Source organism: Legionella steelei, from assembly GCF_001468005.1.
GTDB classification, from domain to species: Bacteria; Pseudomonadota; Gammaproteobacteria; order Legionellales; family Legionellaceae; genus Legionella; species Legionella steelei.
Genome location: NZ_LNYY01000019.1, coordinates 82796 through 103661 on the forward strand (window position 1 = coordinate 82796; position 20866 = coordinate 103661).

Consider the following 20866-nt stretch of genomic DNA (forward strand, 5'->3'; position numbering starts at 1 on the left):
TTTGAACAATTAAATAATGATGCCTAGTTTAACCTGTTTTAAATTTCGTTTCACCCCAAGTTGGCCGATGTTCATTCTTGCTATCTTATTTTTTTCTTTGTTTGTACGCCTTGGTTTTTGGCAGATTTATCGTGCAGATGAAAAAACAAAAATGATTCTTGCACAAAAGGCACAAGAAAAGCAAAAACCAATCCTTTGGAATACAAAGGAAAAGCTGCCGTTACAATATGAACGCATCATCTTGGAAGGGGAGTATTTGCCGCAAATATTCTTATTGGATAATCAGCATCACAAACATCAATTTGGTTACGATGTACTATCTCCCTTGGAATTATCTGATGGCACTATTGTCATTGTTGATCGAGGGTGGGTTCCTGGTGAGCTGACACGTCGTGTTCTCCCGAATATCCAAATTCCTAAAGGAGTCATGGAATTACAGGGTACGGCATATTTTCCGAGTAAAAAGCAATGGGTTTTAGGGCCTGTTTCGGAAGAAAAAGGGAATAAAATAACCATTTTGGAGCGTGTGGATGATCAATTGATCAGCCAAATTTTGCAAAAATCAGTCTCTCCGTTTATTATTCGCCTCGACAAGCAAGATACAAATGGATTTGTGCGTGAATGGGAGACGGTCTCCATGCCTCCGCAGCGGCATTTAGCTTATGCTATGCAGTGGTTTGTTATGGCATTGGTGATACTAATTATATTTGTAGCATTAAATCTGAAGAAAAAAAATGAGAAAACAATCCAGTAAATATTATATTTTATTGTTGTTAGTTGTAATATTCGCCACACCTGGGATAACTGCTTATGTGTTTTTCCAGCATCCTTCCTGGTTGGGCTCTGCACGGATCAATAAAGGGACCTTACTGAATCCCCCAGTATTATTAGATACTTTGGAGGGAAAGTCTAAGTGGCGTATCGTTTTTTGGAGTCCAGAGACTTGTGACCAGGTATGTATGAAACAATTGGATGTCTTGGCTCGAATTCGCCTGGCATTGGGGCGTAAGTTATACCAGGTCGATCAATGGCTTCTTATCAGTGATAAAGCACCCCCTTTATCGCAGGAACAACAATCCTTTTTAAAGGATATAGATTTTAAAGTGGCGAAATTATCTGCGGCTGAGCTTACTGCAAAAGATACTTTACTTTCACAAGCGCAAGTATTTATAGCTGATCCGGGTAATTATTTAATTCTCAGTTATGCACCTCAGGTTAATCCTGAAGATGTATATAAAGATTTGAAGTTGTTACTAAATACAACAGAAAACAAGAGTGATTAATCTGATGCAGAATAAATTATTACGATATGTAGTATCATTTACTGTGCTTTTATCTTTATTAGTGGTGATGTTGGGTGCCTACACACGTTTGACTGATGCAGGCTTAGGTTGCCCTGATTGGCCTGGTTGTTATGGGCAGATGGTTCTTCCAAGCGCTAAGGAAAAATTGAAAGCAGCTCAGACTCAATATCCCCAAATTCCTATCGAGTCTAGAAAGGCTTGGACCGAAATGGCTCATCGTTATGTCGCGGGTTCTTTAGCTTTATTGATCTTTTTTATTGCTTTTTATGCGCTACGCAAACGTTTACGTGGCGATTATTTGATGCCTTGGCATTTACCTGCTGCATTACTTGTATTGGTTTTTTTTCAAGCGGCTTTGGGAATGTGGACCGTAACTTTAAAGTTATTACCGGTGGTAGTTATGGGGCATCTTTTAGGTGGGATGCTGATTGTCGCCTGTTTAAGCCGTTTTCGCTTGCAAATCAGCTCATTGAGCGGACAGGACTTGCCACAATGGCGTCCTTGGTTGCGTCTAGGGGTAATTATTGTTTTCCTGCAAATCGCTTTGGGTGGTTGGGTCAGTTCAAATTATGCGGGGATCTCATGTATTGGTTTTCCTCAGTGCAATGGAGAATGGTTGCCTGATTTACATTTTGCACAAGGATTTAATTTATTTGCACCAGTGGGGGCTAATTATCAAGGTGGTTTGTTAGATCATGATGTACGGGTAACAATTCAATGGATTCATCGATTAGGGGCTGTAATCACTGCGCTATATATGCTGGCACTTTCTTTATTGATTATGTTGCGAAGTCGTTTCAATTATCTCAAAACAGCTGCTGCGTTGATTTTCCTATGTATATTAGTTCAATTTACTTTAGGTATCCTGAATGTAGTTTATCTACTCCCAATCAGTGTAGCAGTCGCCCATAATGGAGTTGCAGCTCTATTATTGGCAACAGCATTTAGTACACTTCATTTTACACGTAAGGGGCAAAATGATGCACGTTGATCATGTAGTTCAACCCTCGTCAGCTGCTTGGCGTGATTATCTTGAGTTATGTAAGCCTCGTGTTGTATTGCTTATGTTGTTGACTGTGGTTGTTGGCATGTACTTGGCAACACCAGGTTGGGTTAGCTTATCATTATTATTTTTTTCTTTACTTGGTATTGGATTGTGTGCAGGAAGTGCTGCTGCAATTAATCATTTAGTGGATAAGCGAATTGATGCCATCATGGCTAGGACTAAAAAGCGACCTGTTGCCAGTGGCCAAGTTTCAGTGCGTCAGGCCATGTTGTTTGCTTTTATCATGGGAGTCTTAGGCTTGACCATTTTGGTTGTTTTTGTGAATCAATTAACTGCCATACTGACGTTTGTTACATTGATTGGCTATGCAGGTATTTATACAGGTTATTTAAAAAGAGCTACGTCACAAAACATCGTTATCGGCGGATTGGCAGGAGCTGCTCCACCATTACTGGGCTGGACGGCGGTGACCAATCAACTGGATCCTCAAGCGTTATTGTTGGTGTTAATTATTTTTATTTGGACACCACCCCATTTCTGGGCTTTGGCTATCTATCGCTATGAAGAGTACCAAGACGCAGAAATTCCTATGTTACCGGTGACTCATGGTATCGCATTTACTAAATTAAGTGTTTATTTGTATACCATTTTATTATTGGTAGTAAGTGTTTTACCTTTTGTTATCGGGATGAGTGGTTTGTTTTATTTAATCGGTGCTTTAGTACTTGGAGGACGATTTTTATTTTGGTCTCACAAGTTATATCGTACTGATAAGCCTGTAGTTGCAATGCAAACATTTAGATTTTCAATTGTTTATTTGATGTTGTTGTTTGTTTTTTTATTGTTCGATCATTATTTATAAGGAATGTGTATGAAATAAGTCCCACACCGCAATTCAGATAGATATTGAACAGCGAGTGGTGAGACTTATTTCCTGTCCGTTCCTATTAAGGGGGATAAAATGAGTTTAAAGGCTAAAAGTGTTACCTTTACCGTTGTTGTTTTGTTGGCTCTTGCAGGACTATTTTCAGGGATTTTTGTCGGTCAACATTTCCACTTTAAGAAAAAAATCGATGTGTCTACCTTTCATGGTACATACCTTGAAAATCCAAGAACAGTGAATCGCTTCAGCTTAGAAGGCGTTGATGAGAAATCATTCGATAATAAAAGCTTAAAAGGAAAATGGACTTTAATGTTTTTTGGTTTCACAAACTGCGGTTATGTTTGTCCAACGACAATGGCAGAATTAGCTAAAATGTATCGTACCCTTGAAGACAAGGGTGTGAAGAATTTACCCCGGATCGTAATGATTTCTATTGATCCAGAACGTGATACTCCTGAGAAATTACGTGCTTATGTGACTTCATTCCATCCTAATTTTTATGGGGCACGTGGCGACGAAGAGTCCATTAAATCAATGACTCGAGAAATGGGTATTGCTTATGCGAAGGTAATTGAAAAGGGAAGTAATGATGCAACAAATTATGATATTCAGCATAGTGGCGCTTTAATGCTATTTAATCCTAACGGTGAACTGAATGCATTTTTTACCACTCCGCATCATGCAGATTTATTGGCAAAAGATTATTTATTATTAGTTTCCTAATTGAGGATATTTTTATAAATATATTTTTTAACTCCAATGTGATTTTTACATTTTTTAGACTAGTCTTATTTATACGAGTCTGTTGTAAATAAATTTTTAGCATGGAACTTCTAGAGTCTATTTACGATTCTACTATCATGGCCAAAACGCTGTGATTTTATGTACTTCGCTACTCGCATACTTCGTGTATGCTGTGTTTCGATGCTCTAAATTCACTGTATTTTGACTTAGCTAGCGAATTGTAAGCGGACCCTAATAATAAAAATAAAAGTTGAGGAACGCGTTTTTCATGAAAATTGCAATATTGGCCACTAATCCACATTTATACTCTCACAAGCGTCTGAAGGCAGAGGGTGAGGCTGCTGGTCATGAAATTAAAATTATTAACCCATTATATTGTTACATGAATGTCGCCGCCTCTTGCCCTAAGGTGCATTATAGAGGTGGCTCTCCTTTGCAGCATTTCGATGCGGTAATTCCTAGAATTGGTGCATCAAATACGTACTATGGAACTGCAGTTTTACGGCATATGGAAACGATGGGCATGTATGCTTTAAATGAATCTTTAGCCATCGCACGCTCTCGAGACAAATTCCGTTCTTTACAATTATTGGCGCGTAAAGGGATTCCTATGCCCTTAACTAGCTTTGCTCAATCTCCTGATGACACTGAGGATTTAGTGCGCATGGTCGGTGGGGCACCTTTAGTCATTAAATTATTGGAAGGTACACAAGGCAAGGGAGTAATCCTAGCAGACAGTCATCAATCGGCTGTAAGTATCATTAATGCGTTTAAAGAAATGCATGCCAATATCCTAGTTCAAGAGTTTATTGAGGAATCGCGTGGGGTTGATATTCGTTGCTTTGTTGTAGGCGATAAGGTGGTTGCTGCGGTGAAACGACAAGCAAAAGAGGGGGAGTTTCGTGCGAATGTCCATCAAGGTGGAAAGGCAGTTAAGGTAAAGTTATCACCACAAGAGCGTGCGATTGCGGTCAGCGCTGCTAAAACAATGAGTTTAAAAGTTGCTGGTGTTGATTTAATTCGTTCGAATCATGGGCCTTTAGTTTTGGAAATTAATTCTTCACCTGGCCTTGAAGGGGTAGAAAAAGCAACTGGCATCAATATCGCTGGAAAAATCATTGAATACATTGAGAAACATGCAAAACCGATCAGTGTAAATGATCGTTTTCATGGATAGGAAATCTTATAAATATCCAATCAGCGCCCAAATCTAATTTTCTCAGAGCCCCTGTACTTTTGACTAAGACTACTACGTGAAGCCCGGTTGTTTACAACCGGGAAGTGAGTTTTTTTCTAAGTTTTTGATCCTGGTCGCAAGCAACCAGGTTACTGATTAGGCAAGAGAACTACTGTTCTTAACTTTGGCAAGTTTATTTGCTTTCGCTTCGTTTTCAGCTTTTCTACTTCGCCAAACCACTGAGAAGGCAATCAGAGAAGCGATAAATAAAAATGCCATTACTCCAGTAAATCCATTCATGAATATTCTATTAAACAATTGATGGATAAAGTCATTTTCTGGAAGTTGTAATGAATGCGTAGGATTTGCAATGAAGTCTTTTAAACTGGAAACTTGTGTTTCGCTTAGCCCGTTGACATTGGATGTAGATAATGAAGTGAGGGAATGATTTGTTACAAAATTATAAATAACAATGGCTAGAGATAAGCCTATAGAGCCGCCAATATTAAATAAGGTAACCATAGATCCTGTTGCAACACTCGCGCGTTCGGGACCTACTGCGGTTTGGGCAGCAATGATTGAAACAGTATTACCCATAGCCCACATGCTTCCAAGACAAACAAATGCAAAAATGATGTAAAATATTGAGGCATTACTTGTAAAGAATACTTGTAAAAGTGTTGCAAAGCACGCTAAGAACAATCCTAATAAAATAGTATGCAATAATCCCAGATTACTGATAAGTTTTCCTACAAAAAAAGCAATCAAGAATACTGAGACGGGAATAGCGAATAAAACAAAGCCAGATAATTGCGCTGACTGTTCTTTGATGATTTGTAAATATAGTGGATCAAAAAATAAAGTAACTGCGCTTAATATACCCGCTAAAAAGACAAGAATAGCTCCGGCAGAAAAGAGTACATTGGAATAATCTTTAAAGTCAATGAGTGGGGTCGGATGATTGTTTTCGGCCTTGACCAATAAAATACTTGTCACCAAAGTAACTGCAAAACAGGTTAAAGTGATTGGTGCTATCCAGCCATAGCTTTGGCTATAAATTAAACCAAGTACAATGCTGCCCATAGTAAATGCCAGTAAGACCATCCCTTTTATATCTAAAGAGACTTGTTGGGAATTGGTTTGCGATTCTGTAACTGATTTGCTGCAAAACAGATATCCTAATAAGCAAATAGGAATATTGATGAAGAAAATCCATCTCCATCCTAAATATGTAACAATAAGTCCACCTAAAAGGGGGCCTAAGGCCAAAGCAATACCACCTATACTTCCAAACCAAGCTACAGCCTTACCTCGTTCTTCTTGAGGAAAAAATTGTGGCAGCAAAGAAAGGCCTAAGGGAAATATAATCGCAGCACCTACCCCTTGCAATAATCGACCAAAAACCAACCAATGAATATGAGAAGAAACACCAGCAATGATCGAGGCAATGACAAAAATTCCCCCACCGAGATACAAACAACGTCGACGTCCATATAAATCACCAAATCCCCCCATTACCGTAGCTAAAACGCATAATGCTAAGAAGTAAATATTCATTACCCATTGCATGGAGACGAGGTTTGCTTGTAATTCTTGTTGTATGGTAGGTAAGGCAACATTTACTACCGTATAATCGAGATAACACCCAAAAGAAAGCAGGGCGATTCCTATAAAAGCGTACCATTTGTGTTGATAATTATCGACTTTGCTGGTTGTAGACACGTTTCATCCTAATGATTATGTTTAAAAAATGGCCATAGAAGAAAATTTTTAGCCATCATATGCAGAAAAATTGTAAAGTAATATCTATTTTAAGACAATTAAAATTTTCAATTAGATGAACGGATACAACATCCTTGTTGTATTTATTTTATCCTTGATAGCCCAAAAAGCTTGGGAATGTATGTTTAATTTCAGGTGTATTTAGCCAAATTCTTAATAAATGCCGAACCGTTTGATTTTGAGGATGATCAAAAGTTGTTCTACCATGAAGAATTTCTTCATTGTTAATAAAAATGATGCTACCTGGTTTTACTTTTGTTTCAAAGGCAATGTCTTTACGTAGTGAAACCTGATCGAATAATTCCATGGCTTCAATTTGCTGCGGAGTAAAACGTGGTAGTTCGGGGAATTTTTTTGTGCATTGTTATAAAAAGGCTGATGATATTGGCAACGCAATTCATTTCCATGCATAGCAAAGATGGGGCTTAAATCATAAGGCGGTGTTCCCGTTGCTTCATTTCCACGTCGATCTGCATAAAAAGGTTGGTATAATATTTCGAGAAGGTCGGGTCTTATTTTCTGTATTTCGTCATGAACAGTACGAGAGCTGGTAAGTATCGTATGACCACCAACATCAGCTGATGCAAGACAATACATCCCCAGAATCGCTCCTGCAACATCTTCAATTAAAAAAATTATTTTAACAGGAGAAATTATCTCCAAAGCCAAGTTTGCTCGTATCAGTAAGATGTATGGGGGCGCAACAGTTCATGGAGTTTACGGTTTAACTGAGCTCGATAGTGGTGGTTTAGTATCATGCAGCAATCATCAGTATCACTTACCTTCAAAACCTTATTTAATTATTGAATTGTTAGAGGATGATTTTAATACGCCAATAAAGAAAGAAGGAGAGTTGGGCAACATCGTGCTAACCAACACCCATAAAAATCATATGCCATTGTTGCGTTATAAAACAGGTGATTTTTGTAAATTACAATATGGCTGTGGTTGCGAGTATTCTACTCCAGTAATTAATGCAATGGGACGTTCTGCGGATTTAATTCAGTGCAAAACCACAGGAAATTCAGCTTTTCCCATAGAGATTGAAAATATTTTATTCCAAAACGATGAAATTGCCTGTGATTACCAAATTATTACAAGAAATGGTGCTATTGAGTTGAGAATTGAATTATTAAACAATTTAGATTCAGCTCAAATTTCAGCATTAACGCAACAACTAAAAACAGATATTATGCAGCAATTATCTGTTACTGTTGAACAAATCCAGGTTTTTATGCCAGGTCAATTAGCAAATAAATTAGGGATTGCAAAAACTAAGGCAGGAACTCTTTATGTATTAGACGGCATGAGTGAAGAGGAAGCTAAAGAGCGGCTGGAGTTAAATTATTGTTGTGAAGAAGGGTTATAAGATAATGATAAATTGGGAAAAATACAGAGAAATGTTTCCGGTTGTAACACAGCAAACTTATTTTATGACAGCTGGAGGCGGCGCTTTATCAAAGCAGGCACTTAATGCAGTTACTGAGCGTTATCAATCATTAGCCTTAAATGGAGGCAGAATTTTTGGCGATAACATTCAGTTGATGGAAACATGTCGAGAAAAATTGCTAAACTGATTAATGCAGAAAAAGAACACATCGCTTTTATCCCTAGTGTGTCATTTGGTATGAATGCATTAGCTCATTCGCTACCTCGCAAAGACTCTGTTTTGCTTGTAAAAAATGATTTTTCCTCATCGATTTTACCCTGGGAAAATGCGGGACATTCAGTAAAGTGGACTGATTCAGCCGCGAACTTTGCCGAGCAATTAGTTTCTGCACAACAAGAAAATGAAAAAATTTCTTCAATTGTAGCCAGCTATGTCCATTATGCTAATGGTTATAAACTTAATTTGGAACGAATTAAGGAATTAAAGAAAGATGCGCATTTTATTGTGAACGGAACTCAAGGAGTTGGCGCATTTCCTATCGATATTAAAAAGCAAGGAATTGATGCATTAGTTTGTTCTTGTTATAAGTGGATGGGCTGTGGTGAAGGAATCGCCTTTATTTACATTCATCCAGACCTCTTTAAAAAATTGACACCTGCTTTAATTGGATGGAGAAGTGTTCAGTCTGCAATGAACTTTGATGGAAGCTGTCAGTTTTATCAATCTGCTCGTGTTTTTGAATTAGGCTGGGATAATATGACCATTTTTTCCGGTTTTAACGCGGCACTTGATTTGATTGACGAAATTGGGATTGCAAACATTGCCGAACGAATTATGTTTCTTACTGATTATTTAGTAGAACGATTGCGCCAATTAAATATTCCTGTACTTTCAAATACTGAAAAGCAATATCGCTCAGGCATTATACAATTAGGTCCTTTCCAAGAGCTAGAGAAGATAATGAAACTTCTGGAAAGCCATAATGTTTGGGTAACTCAGCGTGATGGTGGTATTAGAGTTTCCTTGCATTACTACAACAATGAAGCAGATATAGATAATTTATTAAATGCGCTTCAGCAGCTGTAAATCACGTAAAATGTAAAATCTTGGTGTTCCCTGTTCCTTTGATACAGGAAGCTCATCAAGATTTATCATGAGCTTGGAGAGTGGGGGCCTACTTGCTCTTCTTCTTGCTCATTCGTATTTTCAAATCGTTTTACCGCTTCATTATATTTCTTTTTAAAGAACATCGTATGATCCCTTTCTTGATAAAAAGTTGGATTATTTTGGAGTTCTTGACTTGCTTTATCGAGTGTTTGTATCAATTCATTGACAACGTTCATCGTTCTTCTGCTAAGGATTTTTTTTGAGTTTGGATCCATTCGTAATGCAAGAAGTTGATCCGAAACCTGAGATTTCATCTGTTCAATGGAATGCCAGTTATCTAAATTCTGTAGAGTAAAATGTGCAAGACCATCTAAAAAAGCCTCCCGCGTTTTAAGACATCTAATGCGTTCTTCACTTTTAGTTTTTGCTTTAGGATCTGTTTCATGAGCATTTTTTTGTTCTGCTTGTCTGATTTTTTCTTGGCCTAAAGCAATTTTTTGTTCCACATTTTTTTGTGCTACGAGAAAGTCCAGCTGCGGAGACGTTGTGATTTGCGATTTAGAGTTTTTCTTGCAATAGTCGATAAGATCAGGTTTGGGAGAGGTGGATGGTAAGTTCTGCCATTGCTTATAAGCTTTTTCAGAGAAGAGGCGTGCTCCTTCATCGTCGGGCTTTGCAGTAACCCAGTTTCCTGGTTTAGCAGGATCGGGATCAGGTTTTAAAAGAATGAGATCATTGGTAATGCGCATATACAACTTGTCTTTACTCCAGCGTCTAAACCAATCTTCTGCTTCTTTTGAGAACAGCTTGCCCCAAGTAAATCCGCTTTTGCCATATGCTTTTGATTCGACTAAGCCAGATTTATTCAAATCTAATTCTTCTTGATTAAAATCTTTTGTTTTCCATGCTCTTCTTGAGCCCATAAACGCCACAACTTTGCGAAAATTATCGTCATCGTGACCTTGTACACGTGTAAAAATATGTTTTGTATTTTCTAAACGTTCAATTTGTTTTAGCAGTTTTCTTCCTTTTAGCGGGTCTGTAAACGTTTCAGGAATCACCATACCTACATTGCTTAAAAAAGCTGCCTCGCGTACATTGTCTTTTATACTTTCCATCGATTTTTTAGATTTGCTATATAAATCGTCAAGGCCGGCATGCCCTGCATTAGTGGCTAATTGGATGCTTAGTTTACGTATTTGTGATACTTCACGAACAATTCCTCCATCCGCTGCGACAACATAATTTCCACTCATATCACTGTAATCAGATGCTAAAAATTCTTTTGCTTTTTCCACTGCCGCTTGTGCTGCAAAAGATTTTCCAGATGCTGAGGGACCACCAACGATTACCACCGGTCGCTCGGTCCACTTTGGTCCATCAAAATGTGTGGTTGATTTGATGACTACAGCCTGCCTAAATTCTTTGCTATTCATCTCTTCGTCTAATGCAAGCTTGTATAATTCAGCCCCTTGTTCACCAAAAAATGCCTCCATACCTATGGTCGCCTCTTCAGGGTGGGTTTCGCGTGTTTGAGGATTACCGTTATATTGGGGGAACGGATGGCTCTGCGTATACTCGATGAATTTTTTTCTAAAAAACTGGGGATCGGATGCAGCATCAGTATTAATATTTTGATCGTATTTCTTTGCATATGATTCAACTAATGTAACGCGAGTACCTTCATAGGCCTCTATACCCCGATATAACTGTTCCTCCCCTTCTGGGCTGATACAAAATGGACCGCGATTATCATAATGGCCGATTTGTTGCTTTAAGGATCGTGTAATTGGCGTCTCTATCGGTGTTTGCATAATACATATATCCCACAATTAGAACGGTTTTGTTTTAATTATAGCCAATATATGTATTATGCGAGTACAAAGAGGAAAATAATATTAATGGGATGAGTCACTTTTACCGACTAGCCAATCTGCACTTACTTCAAATTCTTGTGCGAGGGCGTTGAGTAGTTTTTCATCTGGGTTTGTCGCGCCATTAAGCAATGCTTCTGCTTTAAACTTTGGAATCTTCACGAGCTTTGATAATACTTCAATGCGTTCCGCACTTGATTCTGGAGCACCAATATTATCAAGTTCTTTATTTAGTCTTTCTGAAAATCTCTTATTAAGCATCTGCTTCTCCTAACAATGATTTAGGTCAAGATAAGTACTGCAACAACGGTTCATCTAAGTCATCGCTCCAAAGCTAAGCCATAGGATGTCCGGCAGAAGCGAACAGCTACCTTATTTATTTCATATAGCATAAAACTGAGGTTTTGCAATAATAGGAGCATTTAAATTGATTTTAATCGATTTAATCCGATTTCTATTTCTATATCTCACAGCTTGTTTTGGGGACCCAGAATCAAGCCAAATACACTGGATTTTCGTGAATAAACTGCTGAGCATAAATGACAAGATTTTTTCATGTGTAGGCCTTGAAGATAATATTGATTTGGGTTGATCTGGACTATCTTTCAATTTAGTATTGAACCTCTAAAAAAGATGACTGTTTGGGATAAGCATGATCGAAGAAGTCGCTGTAAAATATCCTTGTGATTTAATTCTATTCGGTGCATTGGGGGATCTGTCTTGCCGTAAATTATTCCCAGCGTTGTATCAGCTGGAACGTGCGCACTTGCTTCACGCCAATACACGTATCATTAGTTGTGCACGTGACGCATTAACATTAACTGACTTCACTGGGTTAATGAAATCTAAAATGCAAACTTTTATCGGTGAGGCGCTTGAGGAGCTTGTTTGGTCTCGTCTTGTTGACAGAATGACTTATTGTCAGATTGATTTAACTCAATCTGCAGATTTTACAAAAATAATCGATTATGTGAATCCTCAAGAACGGATTCCCATTTCCTATTTTGCAATTCCACCCTCACTCTATGCACAAACATGCCAAGGTCTTTCGAGTATTGGCTTAACGACGCAGCCATCGCGCGTGGTTTTAGAAAAGCCAATTGGCCATGATTTGTCTTCATCGATTGCAATTAATAATGAAGTGGCTCATTTTTTTGCTGAAAATCAGATTTATCGAATTGATCATTATTTGGGTAAAGAAACAGTATTGAACTTATTAGTGCTTCGCTTTGCTAATGCGATTTTTTCCTCAAATTGGGATCACAACGCTATTGATAAAGTTGAAATTACCGTGGCTGAAGAAGTTGGGGTTGAAGGACGATGGGCTTACTATGATAAATCAGGTCAAGTAAGGGACATGCTACAAAATCACTTATTACAAATTTTATCGCTTTTGGCAATGGAACCACCGATGAGTCTCGATGCCGCATGTATTCGAAGTGAAAAATTAAAAGTATTAAAGTCATTAAGGCCTATTTCAGATGCGCATGTACATGCTAATACAGTACGTGCTCAATATGTGAGAAACGCAAGTAAAGGCCAACAGCTTCCAGGATATCTCGATGAAGATGGGGCGCATAAAGAGTCAACCACGGAGACTTTTGTTGCAATTAAAGCCTATATTGATAATTGGCGCTGGTCAGGAGTTCCTTTTTATTTATTGACTGGTAAAAGGTTATCGAAAAAACAAAGTGAAGTGGTGATTTACTTTAAACCACAACCTTATAACATTTTCAAACAGTTAAAACAGGAATTGTCTGCAAATCAGCTCATTATTCGCCTGCAACCCGATGAGGGAGTGGAGTTTCGAATGATGAATAAAGTTCCTGGTCTGAGTGAAAGCATGCAATTAAGGGACAGTAAGTTGAATTTAAATTTCAACCACCTTTTTAATTCACAAAGAATTGCAGATGCTTATGAACGTTTGTTGTTGGAAGTCATGTTAGGCAATCAATATCTGTTTGTTAGCCGTGAAGAAGTAGAGCAAGCCTGGCATTGGATAGATGAAATCAAGCACGCATGGGAAAGACAAGATAGCCCACTCTATACTTATCCATCCGGAACTTGGGGGCCTTTGGAGGTCATTCGTTTGTACAATGGCAAAGCACATGTATGGGGTGAACAAAATGCAGTTACATAGTTTTAGTGACGCGTCTTTATTAACTGAAGATCTAGTTGGCCAGTTAAAGAAGGTTCTTGGTGATGCAGTAAAACAACGTGGCCATGCTTATTTAGTGGTTTCAGGCGGAAAAACTCCCATCGATTTATTTAAGGCACTGGCGGGAACAGAGCTTCCCTGGAGTAAAGTTACGGTCACTCTGGCAGATGAACGTTGTGTTCCTGCTCATGATGCTGCTCGCAATGAACATTTGGTTCGCCAATTTTTACTCCAAAATCACGCATCTAAAGCTCATTTTCTAAGTTTATATAGTGAAAATCATTCTATAGAGCAAACAGAACGCATCATCGCTTCTTTACCCACTTTTGACGCAGTGGTTTTAGGTATGGGTGAAGATGGACATACTGCATCTTTATTTCCTTGCGCTGATGAGCTTGTTAACGGGTTAGATGATAATGCCGCTGCAATACTTTGTGTTAGCCCAAAAACAGCGTCTCATCAACGAATCAGCTTATCTAAAAAAAGATTATTAAACAGTCGCGTGATTTTTTTCCATTTAATAGGCCAAAAAAAACTGGCTGTATTGCATCAAGCCATGGCGGAGCATGATCCCATGGTGATGCCGGTTAGTGCTTTTTTTAATAATGCAGATGCTAATGTTCAGGTGTTGTATGCACCTTAAGGAAAAAAAATGCACCCGGTTGTAGCCCAAGTTACTGATCGTATACGTAAACGCAGCGAGCATAGTCGAGATGTTTATCTGAGACATATAGAAAAATCACGTATTAAAGGTCCTCAGCGTGGTGCACTCCATTGCGGTAATTTAGCACATGGCTTTGCTGCCTGTGCGCAGCAAGATAAAGCCAATCTAAGTGGTATGAGCAAGGCCAATATAGCAATTGTTTCTGCTTATAATGATATGCTTTCCGCGCATCAACCGTATCTGAATTATCCATCTTTAATTAAAGAGGCTATTTCTGCGGCAGGAGGTGTTGCACAATATGCAGCAGGTGTGCCGGCAATGTGTGACGGGATAACCCAAGGCCAAGCAGGAATGGAGTTGAGTTTATTAAGCCGAGATGTGATTGCCATGTCGGCGGCTGTAGGCTTGTCGCATAATATGTTTGATGGCGGCCTCATGTTGGGTATTTGTGATAAAATTGTTCCTGGTTTATTGATGGCGGCATTGAGCTTCGGCCATTTACCGTTTATTTTTATTCCAGCAGGCCCCATGCCTTCGGGAATATCAAATGAGGAAAAAGCACGTATTCGCCAATTGTATGCTGAGGGAAAGGTAGATAAAAATGCATTACTTGAAGCAGAAGCTGCCTCTTATCATTCTGCAGGTACATGCACTTTTTATGGTACTGCAAATTCCAATCAATTACTTATTGAAACGATGGGGCTACAACTTCCTGGTTCCTCATTTATTAACCCGAATACACCATTACGCGATGCGTTAACTTGGAATGCGGCGCAACAGATTCTTTCTTTAACCGATTTGGGTGAAGGCTATGTGCCCATAGGTCAGATGCTTGATGCAAAAAACCTTGTTAATGGTATTGTGGCTTTGTTGGCATCTGGTGGTTCAACCAATCATACGATGCATCTGATTGCCATAGCGAGCATGGCAGGTTATGCGATTAATTGGGATGATTTTGCTCAATTATCGGCAGTGACTCCCTTAATTGCTAAAATTTACCCTAATGGATATGCGGATATTAATCATTTCCAACGAGCTGGTGGCATGGCGTATTTTATTCATACTTTGTTGGAGGCTCAGTTATTACATGAAGATGTCGATACGGTGATGGGACATGGTTTGCAACGATATACGCAATACCCCGTATTGGACAATGAACAGCTTCTATGGGTTTCTGGACCTTCTGATTCAAGTGACGAACGTGTATTAACCTCAACTAAAACTCCTTTTAAACCCCAAGGTGGCTTGCAAGTACTTAGTGGAAACCTAGGAAGAGCGGTAATTAAAACTTCTGGGCTTGCTGCTGGAAAAAGTAAGATTGAAGCTCCTGCAATAGTTTGTTCTAGCCAGGAAGAGTTTGCGGAGCTGTTTCAAAAAGGGGTTTTGAATCGAGATTGCGTCGTCGTACTTCGTTTTCAAGGACCTAAAGCGTGTGGGATGCCCGAGTTACATCAATTAACACCGAAGCTTGGGGTGCTCATGGATAAAGGATATCAGGTTGCTTTGGTCACCGATGGACGCATGTCTGGTGCTTCAGGTAAAGTTCCCGCTGCAATTCATGTGACCCCAGAAGCAATAGATAATGAGGTGCTCTCTCGGGTCGAAACTGGAGATATGATTTTAATTGATGCAGAACAAGGGGCATTACAATTATTAGTTTCTGAGCAGGAATTGAAGCGAAGAACGAAAGCTGTTTTACATGAAGCAGTATTTCATCTGGGTATGGGACGAGAATTATTCAGCAGTTTAAGGACACAATTTACAGGGGCTGAGCAGGGAGCTTGCAGTTTGTTTCAGGGAAAAGAGTCTTGTTATGAGTATTGATGATTTAAAGTCTTATGCAATTGTTGCTGACATTGGCGGAACTTTTGCACGCTTTAGCCGCGTCAATTTAGAAAATTTAGCCATGGATAAAATTGAAATTTATTCATGTGCATCATACAACAGCCTTGGATCAGTTTTACTGGCTTATAAAGAACAACATAAATTGGAAGAAATTAAGCAAGTTGCTCTTGCTATCGCTTGTCCGGTACTTGATGATGTGATCTGTATGACCAATGCACATTGGCGTTTTTCGATCAGTGAATTAAAGCATCAGTTGGAACTAACAGAACTGTATGTTTTGAATGATTTTAATGCGATTGCAATGAGTTTACCAGTTTTATCGAACCAGCAAATACTGCAAATAGGAAGTGGTCATGTCAATCCGCATGGAACAAGAGCTGTATTAGGTGCGGGAACAGGATTAGGCGTTGCTTTTCTCCTGGCAGATCGAGGAGGATACACAGCCCATGCCGGAGAAGGGGGGCACATCAGCTGGGGAGCAAAAACTGAGCAGGAATGGTTTATTTATTGCCACCTCAAAAAGAAATATGAACATGTATCTTATGAGCGCTTATTGTCAGGCCATGGTTTGGAAAATTTATATCAAGCATTGGCAGTGATGTATCAAAAAGACAAACCTTCTATTCCGGCATCACAGATTATTACTTTGGCTTTAGCACAACAATGTAGTATTGCGGAAGCAGCCGTAGCACAGTTTTTTGCTGTTCTTGGCTCTTATGCTGGCGACTTAGCATTAATTATTGCTGCTTTTGGGGGTATTTATATTGCTGGCGGTATTGTACCACGATTAATTTCGTTGCTCCCGAGCAGTGATTTTAGAGCACGTTTTGAAGAAAAAGGCCGTTTTAGTGATTTTAATGCAAAAATTCCGACTTATGTGATTACTGCCGAACAACCAGGAATTTTAGGCGCTGCAGTTTATTTAAAACAATCGATAAAGTGAGATTGTCATAAATTAAGGATATCCCTTCTTCTATTATAGAAAGATGCTCTTCAGGATGAAATGGGGGTATTGATGAAACCCTTAGCCCATCACCACAAGTGGGGCTAGGTGCTTTTTTTATTTTAAGTAGATGAGAATGAGTGTAACCAGAATGACATTTGTTTTAATCCTGAGTTACACTGTTTCCTCATCTTAGCTTTAGCCGACCACAAGGAGAGGTTTTCATGTCATTTCCAAATTGGATGGTGCAACCGGAAATTGTATTTTGTACATCACCTGTAATCCCGGTTGTTGTAATTAAAGAAATAGAACTTGCAGTACCTTTAGCCACTGCGTTATTTGCTGGGGGTATTAATGTACTTGAGATTACCCTGAGAACTCCAATTGCTTTAGATGCGATTAAAGTACTCTCAGAAACCTTCCCCGAGGCCTTAATTGGTGCAGGTACTGTAACCACACCGGAACAATTAAAACAAGTCACTGATTTAGGTGCAAAATTTGCACTAAGCCCCGGGAAAACACAAGCATTATTAACTGCTGGATGTCATTCCACTATTCCTTTGATTCCTGGTGTATCCAGTGTTTCTGAAGTGATGGAAGGATTAATTTTGGGATATACCCATTTTAAATTTTTCCCCGCAGTAGCTGCTGGTGGAGTCAATATGCTGCGTGCGATTCAAGGTCCGTTTCCACAAGTAAAGTTTTGTCCAACTGGTGGTATTAATGAAGTAAATTTTGTTGACTACCTGGCTTTACCCAATGTGTCTTGTGTTGGTGGGTCTTGGATAGTGCCTGAAGAAGCTATTAAAAAGGGCAAGTGGTCATTAATTACCGAGTTAGCTTTTGCTGCACGCCAAAGCGTTAGAGGATGGGACTAGCCATTTTGACGAAAAACGTTTTGTTTTAGAGTCTGTTTACAATTCAAGGAGTTAATATGACATGGGTTGTTGCAATTATTGGTTCGGTTGCCGGTTTTTTGTTTGGTTACGATGAAGGAATCATTGCTGGTTCTTTAGAGTTAGTCAAAAATCATTTTGAATTGAATGCAATGCATATTGGTATCATGGCCTCGGCCTTACCCTTTGGTGCTCTATTTGGTTCTATGCTGATTGGTGCGATTACTGCATCAAAAGGTGCAAAACGTTTTGGTCGTCGAACATTACTGTCTTTTTCGGGGACGATGTTTTTTTTAGGCGCATTAGGTGCTGGATTCGCTGATTCTATTACAGTACTCATTATCTCTCGACTGGTACTTGGCATAGCAATCGGAGTGGCCTCTGTAATGACACCTTTGTACCTGGCTGAAACGGCGACATATGAGACAAGAGGCGCGGTAGTTGCTATTTATCAATTAGCGATGACTTTAGGGATTGTTTGCTCCTATTCAGTAAATTACTTGCTGCTTGAAAATCATGATTGGCGCGCCATGTTTGCTTCAAGTGCTTTCCCAGCCTTGGTTTTAAGCATCGGAATTTTACTCATGCCAGAGTCTCCAAGATGGTTGTGCAGTGTAGGACGTCGTGATGCAGCATCTAAGGCTTTAAAAAAATTACGGAACGGCCATTCCATCGAGCATGAGTTGCATGACATTGAAATGACATTAGCTAATGAACCGAAAAAAGGCAGTTGGTTGTTGTTATTTAAGAGCCCTTTATTGCCTGTTTTGATGTTAGGGACTATGTTGTTTTGTCTGCAGCAATTGAGTGGGATCAACGTAGTTATCTATTTTGCACCCGAAATTTTTAAAAATTTAGGTATGAATAGTACTGCGGGGCAAATATTAGCAACCATTGGCATTGGTTTGGTTAATTTATTGGTGACTATTATTGCGATGCTCAGTGTGGATAAAGTAGGGCGTCGTAAACTGCTGCTGTTTGGTTTTTCTGGTATGTTCGTCAGCCTGTTGGCTTTATGCATATTTTCTCTAAATCAAGCCGTTTGGCTTCCATATTTGTCTGTTGCATGCCTTATTTTTTATATTTTTTCTTTTGCAGTGAGTTTGGGACCAATACCGCATATTGCAATGGCTGAAATCTTTCCCTTGCACGTACGTGGTGCCGGTATGGGGTTTTCTGCTATGAGCAACTGGACGTTTAATACAGTCGTCATTTTTAGTTTCCCTATTTTGGAAAATATGATGGGGATTGAGTATACCTTTGCTTTGTATGGAGTGATTTGTCTTTTTGGCCTAATCTATACCTATTTTTATATGCCTGAAACAAAGAACCTTAGTTTAGAGCAAATTGAAAATTATATCGTGGCAGGTAAGCCATTACGTCTGTTGGGGCGTAAAGAGATACCCACTACCGAAGATGTCGGTAAAAAAGAACCATCTTATTTGACGTCTGCCTAAGGGGGGATTGCATGCATTATCGGGGATACGTCATCCCGAATGCAGTGAAGGATTTCCAAAATGCTAAGGTGTGTCAATCAGGTGATCCTTCGTCGTAAACTACTCAGGATGACGGTAATTGTTTAGACAAGAGCATGTTAGGCTGGGCTTTCACGCCCAGCGTTTGTACTGTCTAGCGAAGTTGGTTGTTGAGAAGTTATTTCAACTTGTTTGTTAGTTTCTCTCTTAACTCAATAGCACGTAAAACAGCCACATAGCTCCAGGTCAGCGATGGAGCTCCTTGTTGGATCCCCGTATTTAAGTTAATTTGCTCACTTAATTTCATGCTGGGAGCATATTTTTTTATAAGTTTCAGATAATTATCACCAACTTGGATGTGTTTTGTTATCTCTGATTGATGAATTTTATCTAAGGGCAAACTATCGGCAAGCGTATAATAATATTCAGCCATAGTCGCGGTTAAAATAAACCATGGATTTCCTATACTATTGGTTTGATATCCATCGTAGGTGTCACCAGGATAACGTCCAAATAAAATTTCTCCCGCATGATTCTTATTAATTGGAAACATGGAGTTAAACTGTTCATATAAAGCCCGAACCGTATTTTGAGTATAAGAGCTATTGGGCGATAAAACGCTATTCTCTTGTGGGTTCAATAAAATACCCAAAATCACTGCTGAATCAAGTTCTAAAGTTTTTTGAGGTCCTGGATGTGGTAAAAGCGTTGCTTGGATTGTTTTATGAGTCAGATCTAAATGTTGCTTTAGGCGATCATTTATCATTTCCGCTTGCTGTTCATAGTAAACTGCAGCTTTATTATCATTGAGGCGGCGAGCAAGCATCGCACCATCATAGAGCGCTTTTTGCTGTACCATAGCTGTAAAAAAATGATGTCCTAGTACTTCTTCCCAAAGGTCAAAGTTTTTCTCAGACCAGTGATGAGCAGTGTATTCCAAATCCATTTTAATTACGCCCATTGCATAGGGATCCAAATTATTATTATACAGATTGGTTTTTACATATTCTGTTTCATTATCATCTAAGAGCTGTTGGGCAAAACGGATTAAAACAGATGCTCTTAAGGCAGGACCATCATTTTGTGGTCTTCCCCAGGACCCATCAAAAGGGTAACCATCAACATAAAATTTAGGCTCACCCAATATATCTTGCCCAGGTAATGGATCATCTTGATGCTGAAGTTTTTGAGTCCAGGAAACATAATTAAATAAGTGCTTTTTATAGCCAAATGCATGTGAGGACTCATACCATGTTTCAATCAAGCTCATGGCAATCGCAGAATCACGAATCCAATCATAATAGTAATCTGGATTTTGTTTTGAGGGGGCTGCGACTATAGCTCCATGAGAATGAATATTGGCAAAAAAATGTTGCTTCAGCTTTTGAATGTCTTCTGTACTAAATACAGAACCTATTGCTTGAGAAACAAAAAATATCATTAAAAAACAGATCCTTTTCAACATAATCTCCTATAAAAGTTGCACGGTTTCATAGTACATTAAATTAAATGCACAGAGTATAGGGTTATTCATGATGTGCTCTAAAGTTCTGGATCTGCGACGTTACAAGCGCACGGAGAGCAGAGCCTCCAAACCCTACTTTTTTTCCATTTTTTG

21 protein-coding genes are annotated in these 20866 nt (G+C 39.0%); 15 read left to right on the forward strand and 6 right to left on the reverse strand.

Annotated elements, in window-relative coordinates; genetic code table 11:
• The first annotated feature begins 19 nt into the window (after positions 1-19).
• From Lste_RS04595 to rimK, 6 genes are all read left to right on the forward strand, one after another.
• On the forward strand, positions 20-754 hold the full coding sequence (locus tag Lste_RS04595; protein WP_193393412.1) for an SURF1 family protein: 735 nt from the start codon (positions 20-22) through the stop codon (positions 752-754).
• Positions 735-1283, forward strand: a complete 549-nt coding sequence (locus Lste_RS04600) for a hypothetical protein (RefSeq protein WP_058509902.1) — start codon at positions 735-737, stop codon at positions 1281-1283. The genes Lste_RS04595 and Lste_RS04600 overlap by 20 nt, the downstream gene beginning before the upstream one ends.
• Positions 1284-1287: 4 nt before the next feature.
• The gene (locus Lste_RS04605) at positions 1288-2295 is read left to right on the forward strand and encodes a COX15/CtaA family protein (protein WP_193393385.1); all 1008 of its coding nucleotides are present in this window, start codon (positions 1288-1290) and stop codon (positions 2293-2295) included.
• Positions 2285-3172 (forward strand): heme o synthase, encoded by an 888-nt coding sequence (gene cyoE / locus Lste_RS04610; RefSeq protein ID WP_058509904.1) that lies wholly within the window; start codon positions 2285-2287, stop codon positions 3170-3172. The genes Lste_RS04605 and cyoE overlap by 11 nt, the downstream gene beginning before the upstream one ends.
• 99 nt (positions 3173-3271) lie before the next feature.
• A complete protein-coding gene (locus Lste_RS04615; RefSeq protein ID WP_058509905.1) occupies positions 3272-3916 on the forward strand; it encodes an SCO family protein in 645 nt (214 codons plus the stop codon).
• A 289-nt stretch (positions 3917-4205) separates the two neighbouring features.
• The gene (gene rimK / locus Lste_RS04620) at positions 4206-5114 is read left to right on the forward strand and encodes a 30S ribosomal protein S6--L-glutamate ligase (RefSeq protein WP_058509906.1); all 909 of its coding nucleotides are present in this window, start codon (positions 4206-4208) and stop codon (positions 5112-5114) included.
• A 156-nt stretch (positions 5115-5270) separates the two neighbouring features.
• Here rimK and Lste_RS04625 read toward each other — a convergent pair whose 3' ends face one another.
• From Lste_RS04625 to Lste_RS19095, 3 genes are all read right to left on the reverse strand, one after another.
• Complete coding sequence (locus Lste_RS04625) at positions 5271-6836, reverse strand: MFS transporter (protein ID WP_058509907.1); 1566 nt, start codon at positions 6834-6836, stop codon at positions 5271-5273.
• Positions 6837-6984: 148 nt separating this feature from the next.
• Positions 6985-7203 (reverse strand): TauD/TfdA family dioxygenase, encoded by a 219-nt coding sequence (locus tag Lste_RS19795; protein ID WP_058509908.1) that lies wholly within the window; start codon positions 7201-7203, stop codon positions 6985-6987.
• Complete coding sequence (locus Lste_RS19095; RefSeq protein ID WP_157070703.1) at positions 7146-7565, reverse strand: TauD/TfdA family dioxygenase; 420 nt, start codon at positions 7563-7565, stop codon at positions 7146-7148. The genes Lste_RS19795 and Lste_RS19095 overlap by 58 nt, the downstream gene beginning before the upstream one ends.
• Positions 7566-7584: 19 nt before the next feature.
• Here Lste_RS19095 and Lste_RS04635 point away from each other — a divergent pair, with 19 nt between their 5' ends.
• The 3 genes from Lste_RS04635 to Lste_RS04645 are packed head-to-tail and all read left to right on the forward strand — an operon-like array spanning position 7585 to position 9372.
• Entirely contained in the window at positions 7585-8265 is a 681-nt protein-coding gene (locus Lste_RS04635) for a phenylacetate--CoA ligase family protein (protein WP_058509909.1), read from the forward strand.
• A gap of 4 nt (positions 8266-8269) precedes the next feature.
• Positions 8270-8473, forward strand: a complete 204-nt coding sequence (locus Lste_RS04640; protein WP_058509910.1) for a hypothetical protein — start codon at positions 8270-8272, stop codon at positions 8471-8473.
• Positions 8449-9372, forward strand: a complete 924-nt coding sequence (locus tag Lste_RS04645) for an aminotransferase class V-fold PLP-dependent enzyme (RefSeq protein ID WP_058509911.1) — start codon at positions 8449-8451, stop codon at positions 9370-9372. The genes Lste_RS04640 and Lste_RS04645 overlap by 25 nt, the downstream gene beginning before the upstream one ends.
• Before the next feature lie 65 nt (positions 9373-9437).
• Here Lste_RS04645 and Lste_RS04650 read toward each other — a convergent pair whose 3' ends face one another.
• Both Lste_RS04650 and Lste_RS04655 read right to left on the reverse strand, forming a co-directional pair.
• Positions 9438-11207, reverse strand: a complete 1770-nt coding sequence (locus tag Lste_RS04650; RefSeq protein ID WP_058509912.1) for a hypothetical protein — start codon at positions 11205-11207, stop codon at positions 9438-9440.
• 84 nt (positions 11208-11291) lie between these two features.
• Positions 11292-11528 carry a hypothetical protein gene (locus tag Lste_RS04655; RefSeq protein ID WP_028380906.1) on the reverse strand — a complete coding sequence of 79 codons (237 nt, stop codon included), beginning with the start codon at positions 11526-11528 and terminating at the stop codon, positions 11292-11294.
• 391 nt (positions 11529-11919) lie between these two features.
• Between Lste_RS04655 and zwf the strand changes: the two genes are divergently transcribed.
• The 6 genes from zwf (at position 11920) to Lste_RS04685 (ending at position 19230) form a co-directional block, all read left to right on the forward strand.
• The gene (zwf, locus tag Lste_RS04660) at positions 11920-13407 is read left to right on the forward strand and encodes a glucose-6-phosphate dehydrogenase (RefSeq protein ID WP_058509913.1); all 1488 of its coding nucleotides are present in this window, start codon (positions 11920-11922) and stop codon (positions 13405-13407) included.
• Positions 13394-14068: a 6-phosphogluconolactonase gene (gene pgl / locus Lste_RS04665; RefSeq protein WP_058509914.1), complete on the forward strand. Its 675-nt coding sequence runs from the start codon at positions 13394-13396 to the stop codon at positions 14066-14068. Before zwf ends, pgl begins: the two co-directional genes overlap by 14 nt.
• A 9-nt stretch (positions 14069-14077) precedes the next feature.
• Positions 14078-15913 (forward strand): phosphogluconate dehydratase, encoded by a 1836-nt coding sequence (gene edd, locus Lste_RS04670; RefSeq protein ID WP_058509915.1) that lies wholly within the window; start codon positions 14078-14080, stop codon positions 15911-15913.
• Positions 15903-16877, forward strand: a complete 975-nt coding sequence (gene glk / locus Lste_RS04675) for a glucokinase (protein WP_058509916.1) — start codon at positions 15903-15905, stop codon at positions 16875-16877. Before edd ends, glk begins: the two co-directional genes overlap by 11 nt.
• A gap of 224 nt (positions 16878-17101) precedes the next feature.
• Positions 17102-17755: a bifunctional 4-hydroxy-2-oxoglutarate aldolase/2-dehydro-3-deoxy-phosphogluconate aldolase gene (locus tag Lste_RS04680; protein WP_058509917.1), complete on the forward strand. Its 654-nt coding sequence runs from the start codon at positions 17102-17104 to the stop codon at positions 17753-17755.
• A gap of 56 nt (positions 17756-17811) precedes the next feature.
• Positions 17812-19230 (forward strand): sugar porter family MFS transporter, encoded by a 1419-nt coding sequence (locus Lste_RS04685; RefSeq protein WP_058509918.1) that lies wholly within the window; start codon positions 17812-17814, stop codon positions 19228-19230.
• A 196-nt stretch (positions 19231-19426) separates the two neighbouring features.
• On the opposite strand, the gene Lste_RS04690 is transcribed toward Lste_RS04685, so the two are convergent.
• Complete coding sequence (locus tag Lste_RS04690) at positions 19427-20689, reverse strand: glycoside hydrolase family 15 protein (RefSeq protein WP_058509919.1); 1263 nt, start codon at positions 20687-20689, stop codon at positions 19427-19429.
• Between the last annotated feature and the right edge of the window lie 177 nt (positions 20690-20866).

Bases quoted from the DNA above. Each gene is read 5' to 3' on its own strand.
- Lste_RS04615 (WP_058509905.1), top strand. From the start codon at position 3,272: ATGAGTTTAAAGGCTAAAAGTGTTACCTTTACCGTTGTTGTTTTGTTG.
- Lste_RS04640 (WP_058509910.1), top strand. From the start codon at position 8,270: ATGATAAATTGGGAAAAATACAGAGAAATGTTTCCGGTTGTAACACAG.
- pgl (WP_058509914.1), top strand. From the start codon at position 13,394: ATGCAGTTACATAGTTTTAGTGACGCGTCTTTATTAACTGAAGATCTA.
- Lste_RS04595 (WP_193393412.1), top strand. From the start codon at position 20: ATGCCTAGTTTAACCTGTTTTAAATTTCGTTTCACCCCAAGTTGGCCG.
- Lste_RS04655 (WP_028380906.1), bottom strand. From the start codon at position 11,528: ATGCTTAATAAGAGATTTTCAGAAAGACTAAATAAAGAACTTGATAAT.
- Lste_RS04680 (WP_058509917.1), top strand. From the start codon at position 17,102: ATGTCATTTCCAAATTGGATGGTGCAACCGGAAATTGTATTTTGTACA.
- Lste_RS04650 (WP_058509912.1), bottom strand. From the start codon at position 11,207: ATGCAAACACCGATAGAGACGCCAATTACACGATCCTTAAAGCAACAA.
- cyoE (WP_058509904.1), top strand. From the start codon at position 2,285: ATGCACGTTGATCATGTAGTTCAACCCTCGTCAGCTGCTTGGCGTGAT.
- edd (WP_058509915.1), top strand. From the start codon at position 14,078: ATGCACCCGGTTGTAGCCCAAGTTACTGATCGTATACGTAAACGCAGC.
- rimK (WP_058509906.1), top strand. From the start codon at position 4,206: ATGAAAATTGCAATATTGGCCACTAATCCACATTTATACTCTCACAAG.
- zwf (WP_058509913.1), top strand. From the start codon at position 11,920: ATGATCGAAGAAGTCGCTGTAAAATATCCTTGTGATTTAATTCTATTC.
- Lste_RS04635 (WP_058509909.1), top strand. From the start codon at position 7,585: ATGTATGGGGGCGCAACAGTTCATGGAGTTTACGGTTTAACTGAGCTC.
- Lste_RS04690 (WP_058509919.1), bottom strand. From the start codon at position 20,689: ATGATATTTTTTGTTTCTCAAGCAATAGGTTCTGTATTTAGTACAGAA.
- glk (WP_058509916.1), top strand. From the start codon at position 15,903: ATGAGTATTGATGATTTAAAGTCTTATGCAATTGTTGCTGACATTGGC.
- Lste_RS04685 (WP_058509918.1), top strand. From the start codon at position 17,812: ATGACATGGGTTGTTGCAATTATTGGTTCGGTTGCCGGTTTTTTGTTT.
- Lste_RS04605 (WP_193393385.1), top strand. From the start codon at position 1,288: ATGCAGAATAAATTATTACGATATGTAGTATCATTTACTGTGCTTTTA.
- Lste_RS04645 (WP_058509911.1), top strand. From the start codon at position 8,449: ATGTCGAGAAAAATTGCTAAACTGATTAATGCAGAAAAAGAACACATC.
- Lste_RS04600 (WP_058509902.1), top strand. From the start codon at position 735: ATGAGAAAACAATCCAGTAAATATTATATTTTATTGTTGTTAGTTGTA.
- Lste_RS19795 (WP_058509908.1), bottom strand. From the start codon at position 7,203: ATGGAATTATTCGATCAGGTTTCACTACGTAAAGACATTGCCTTTGAA.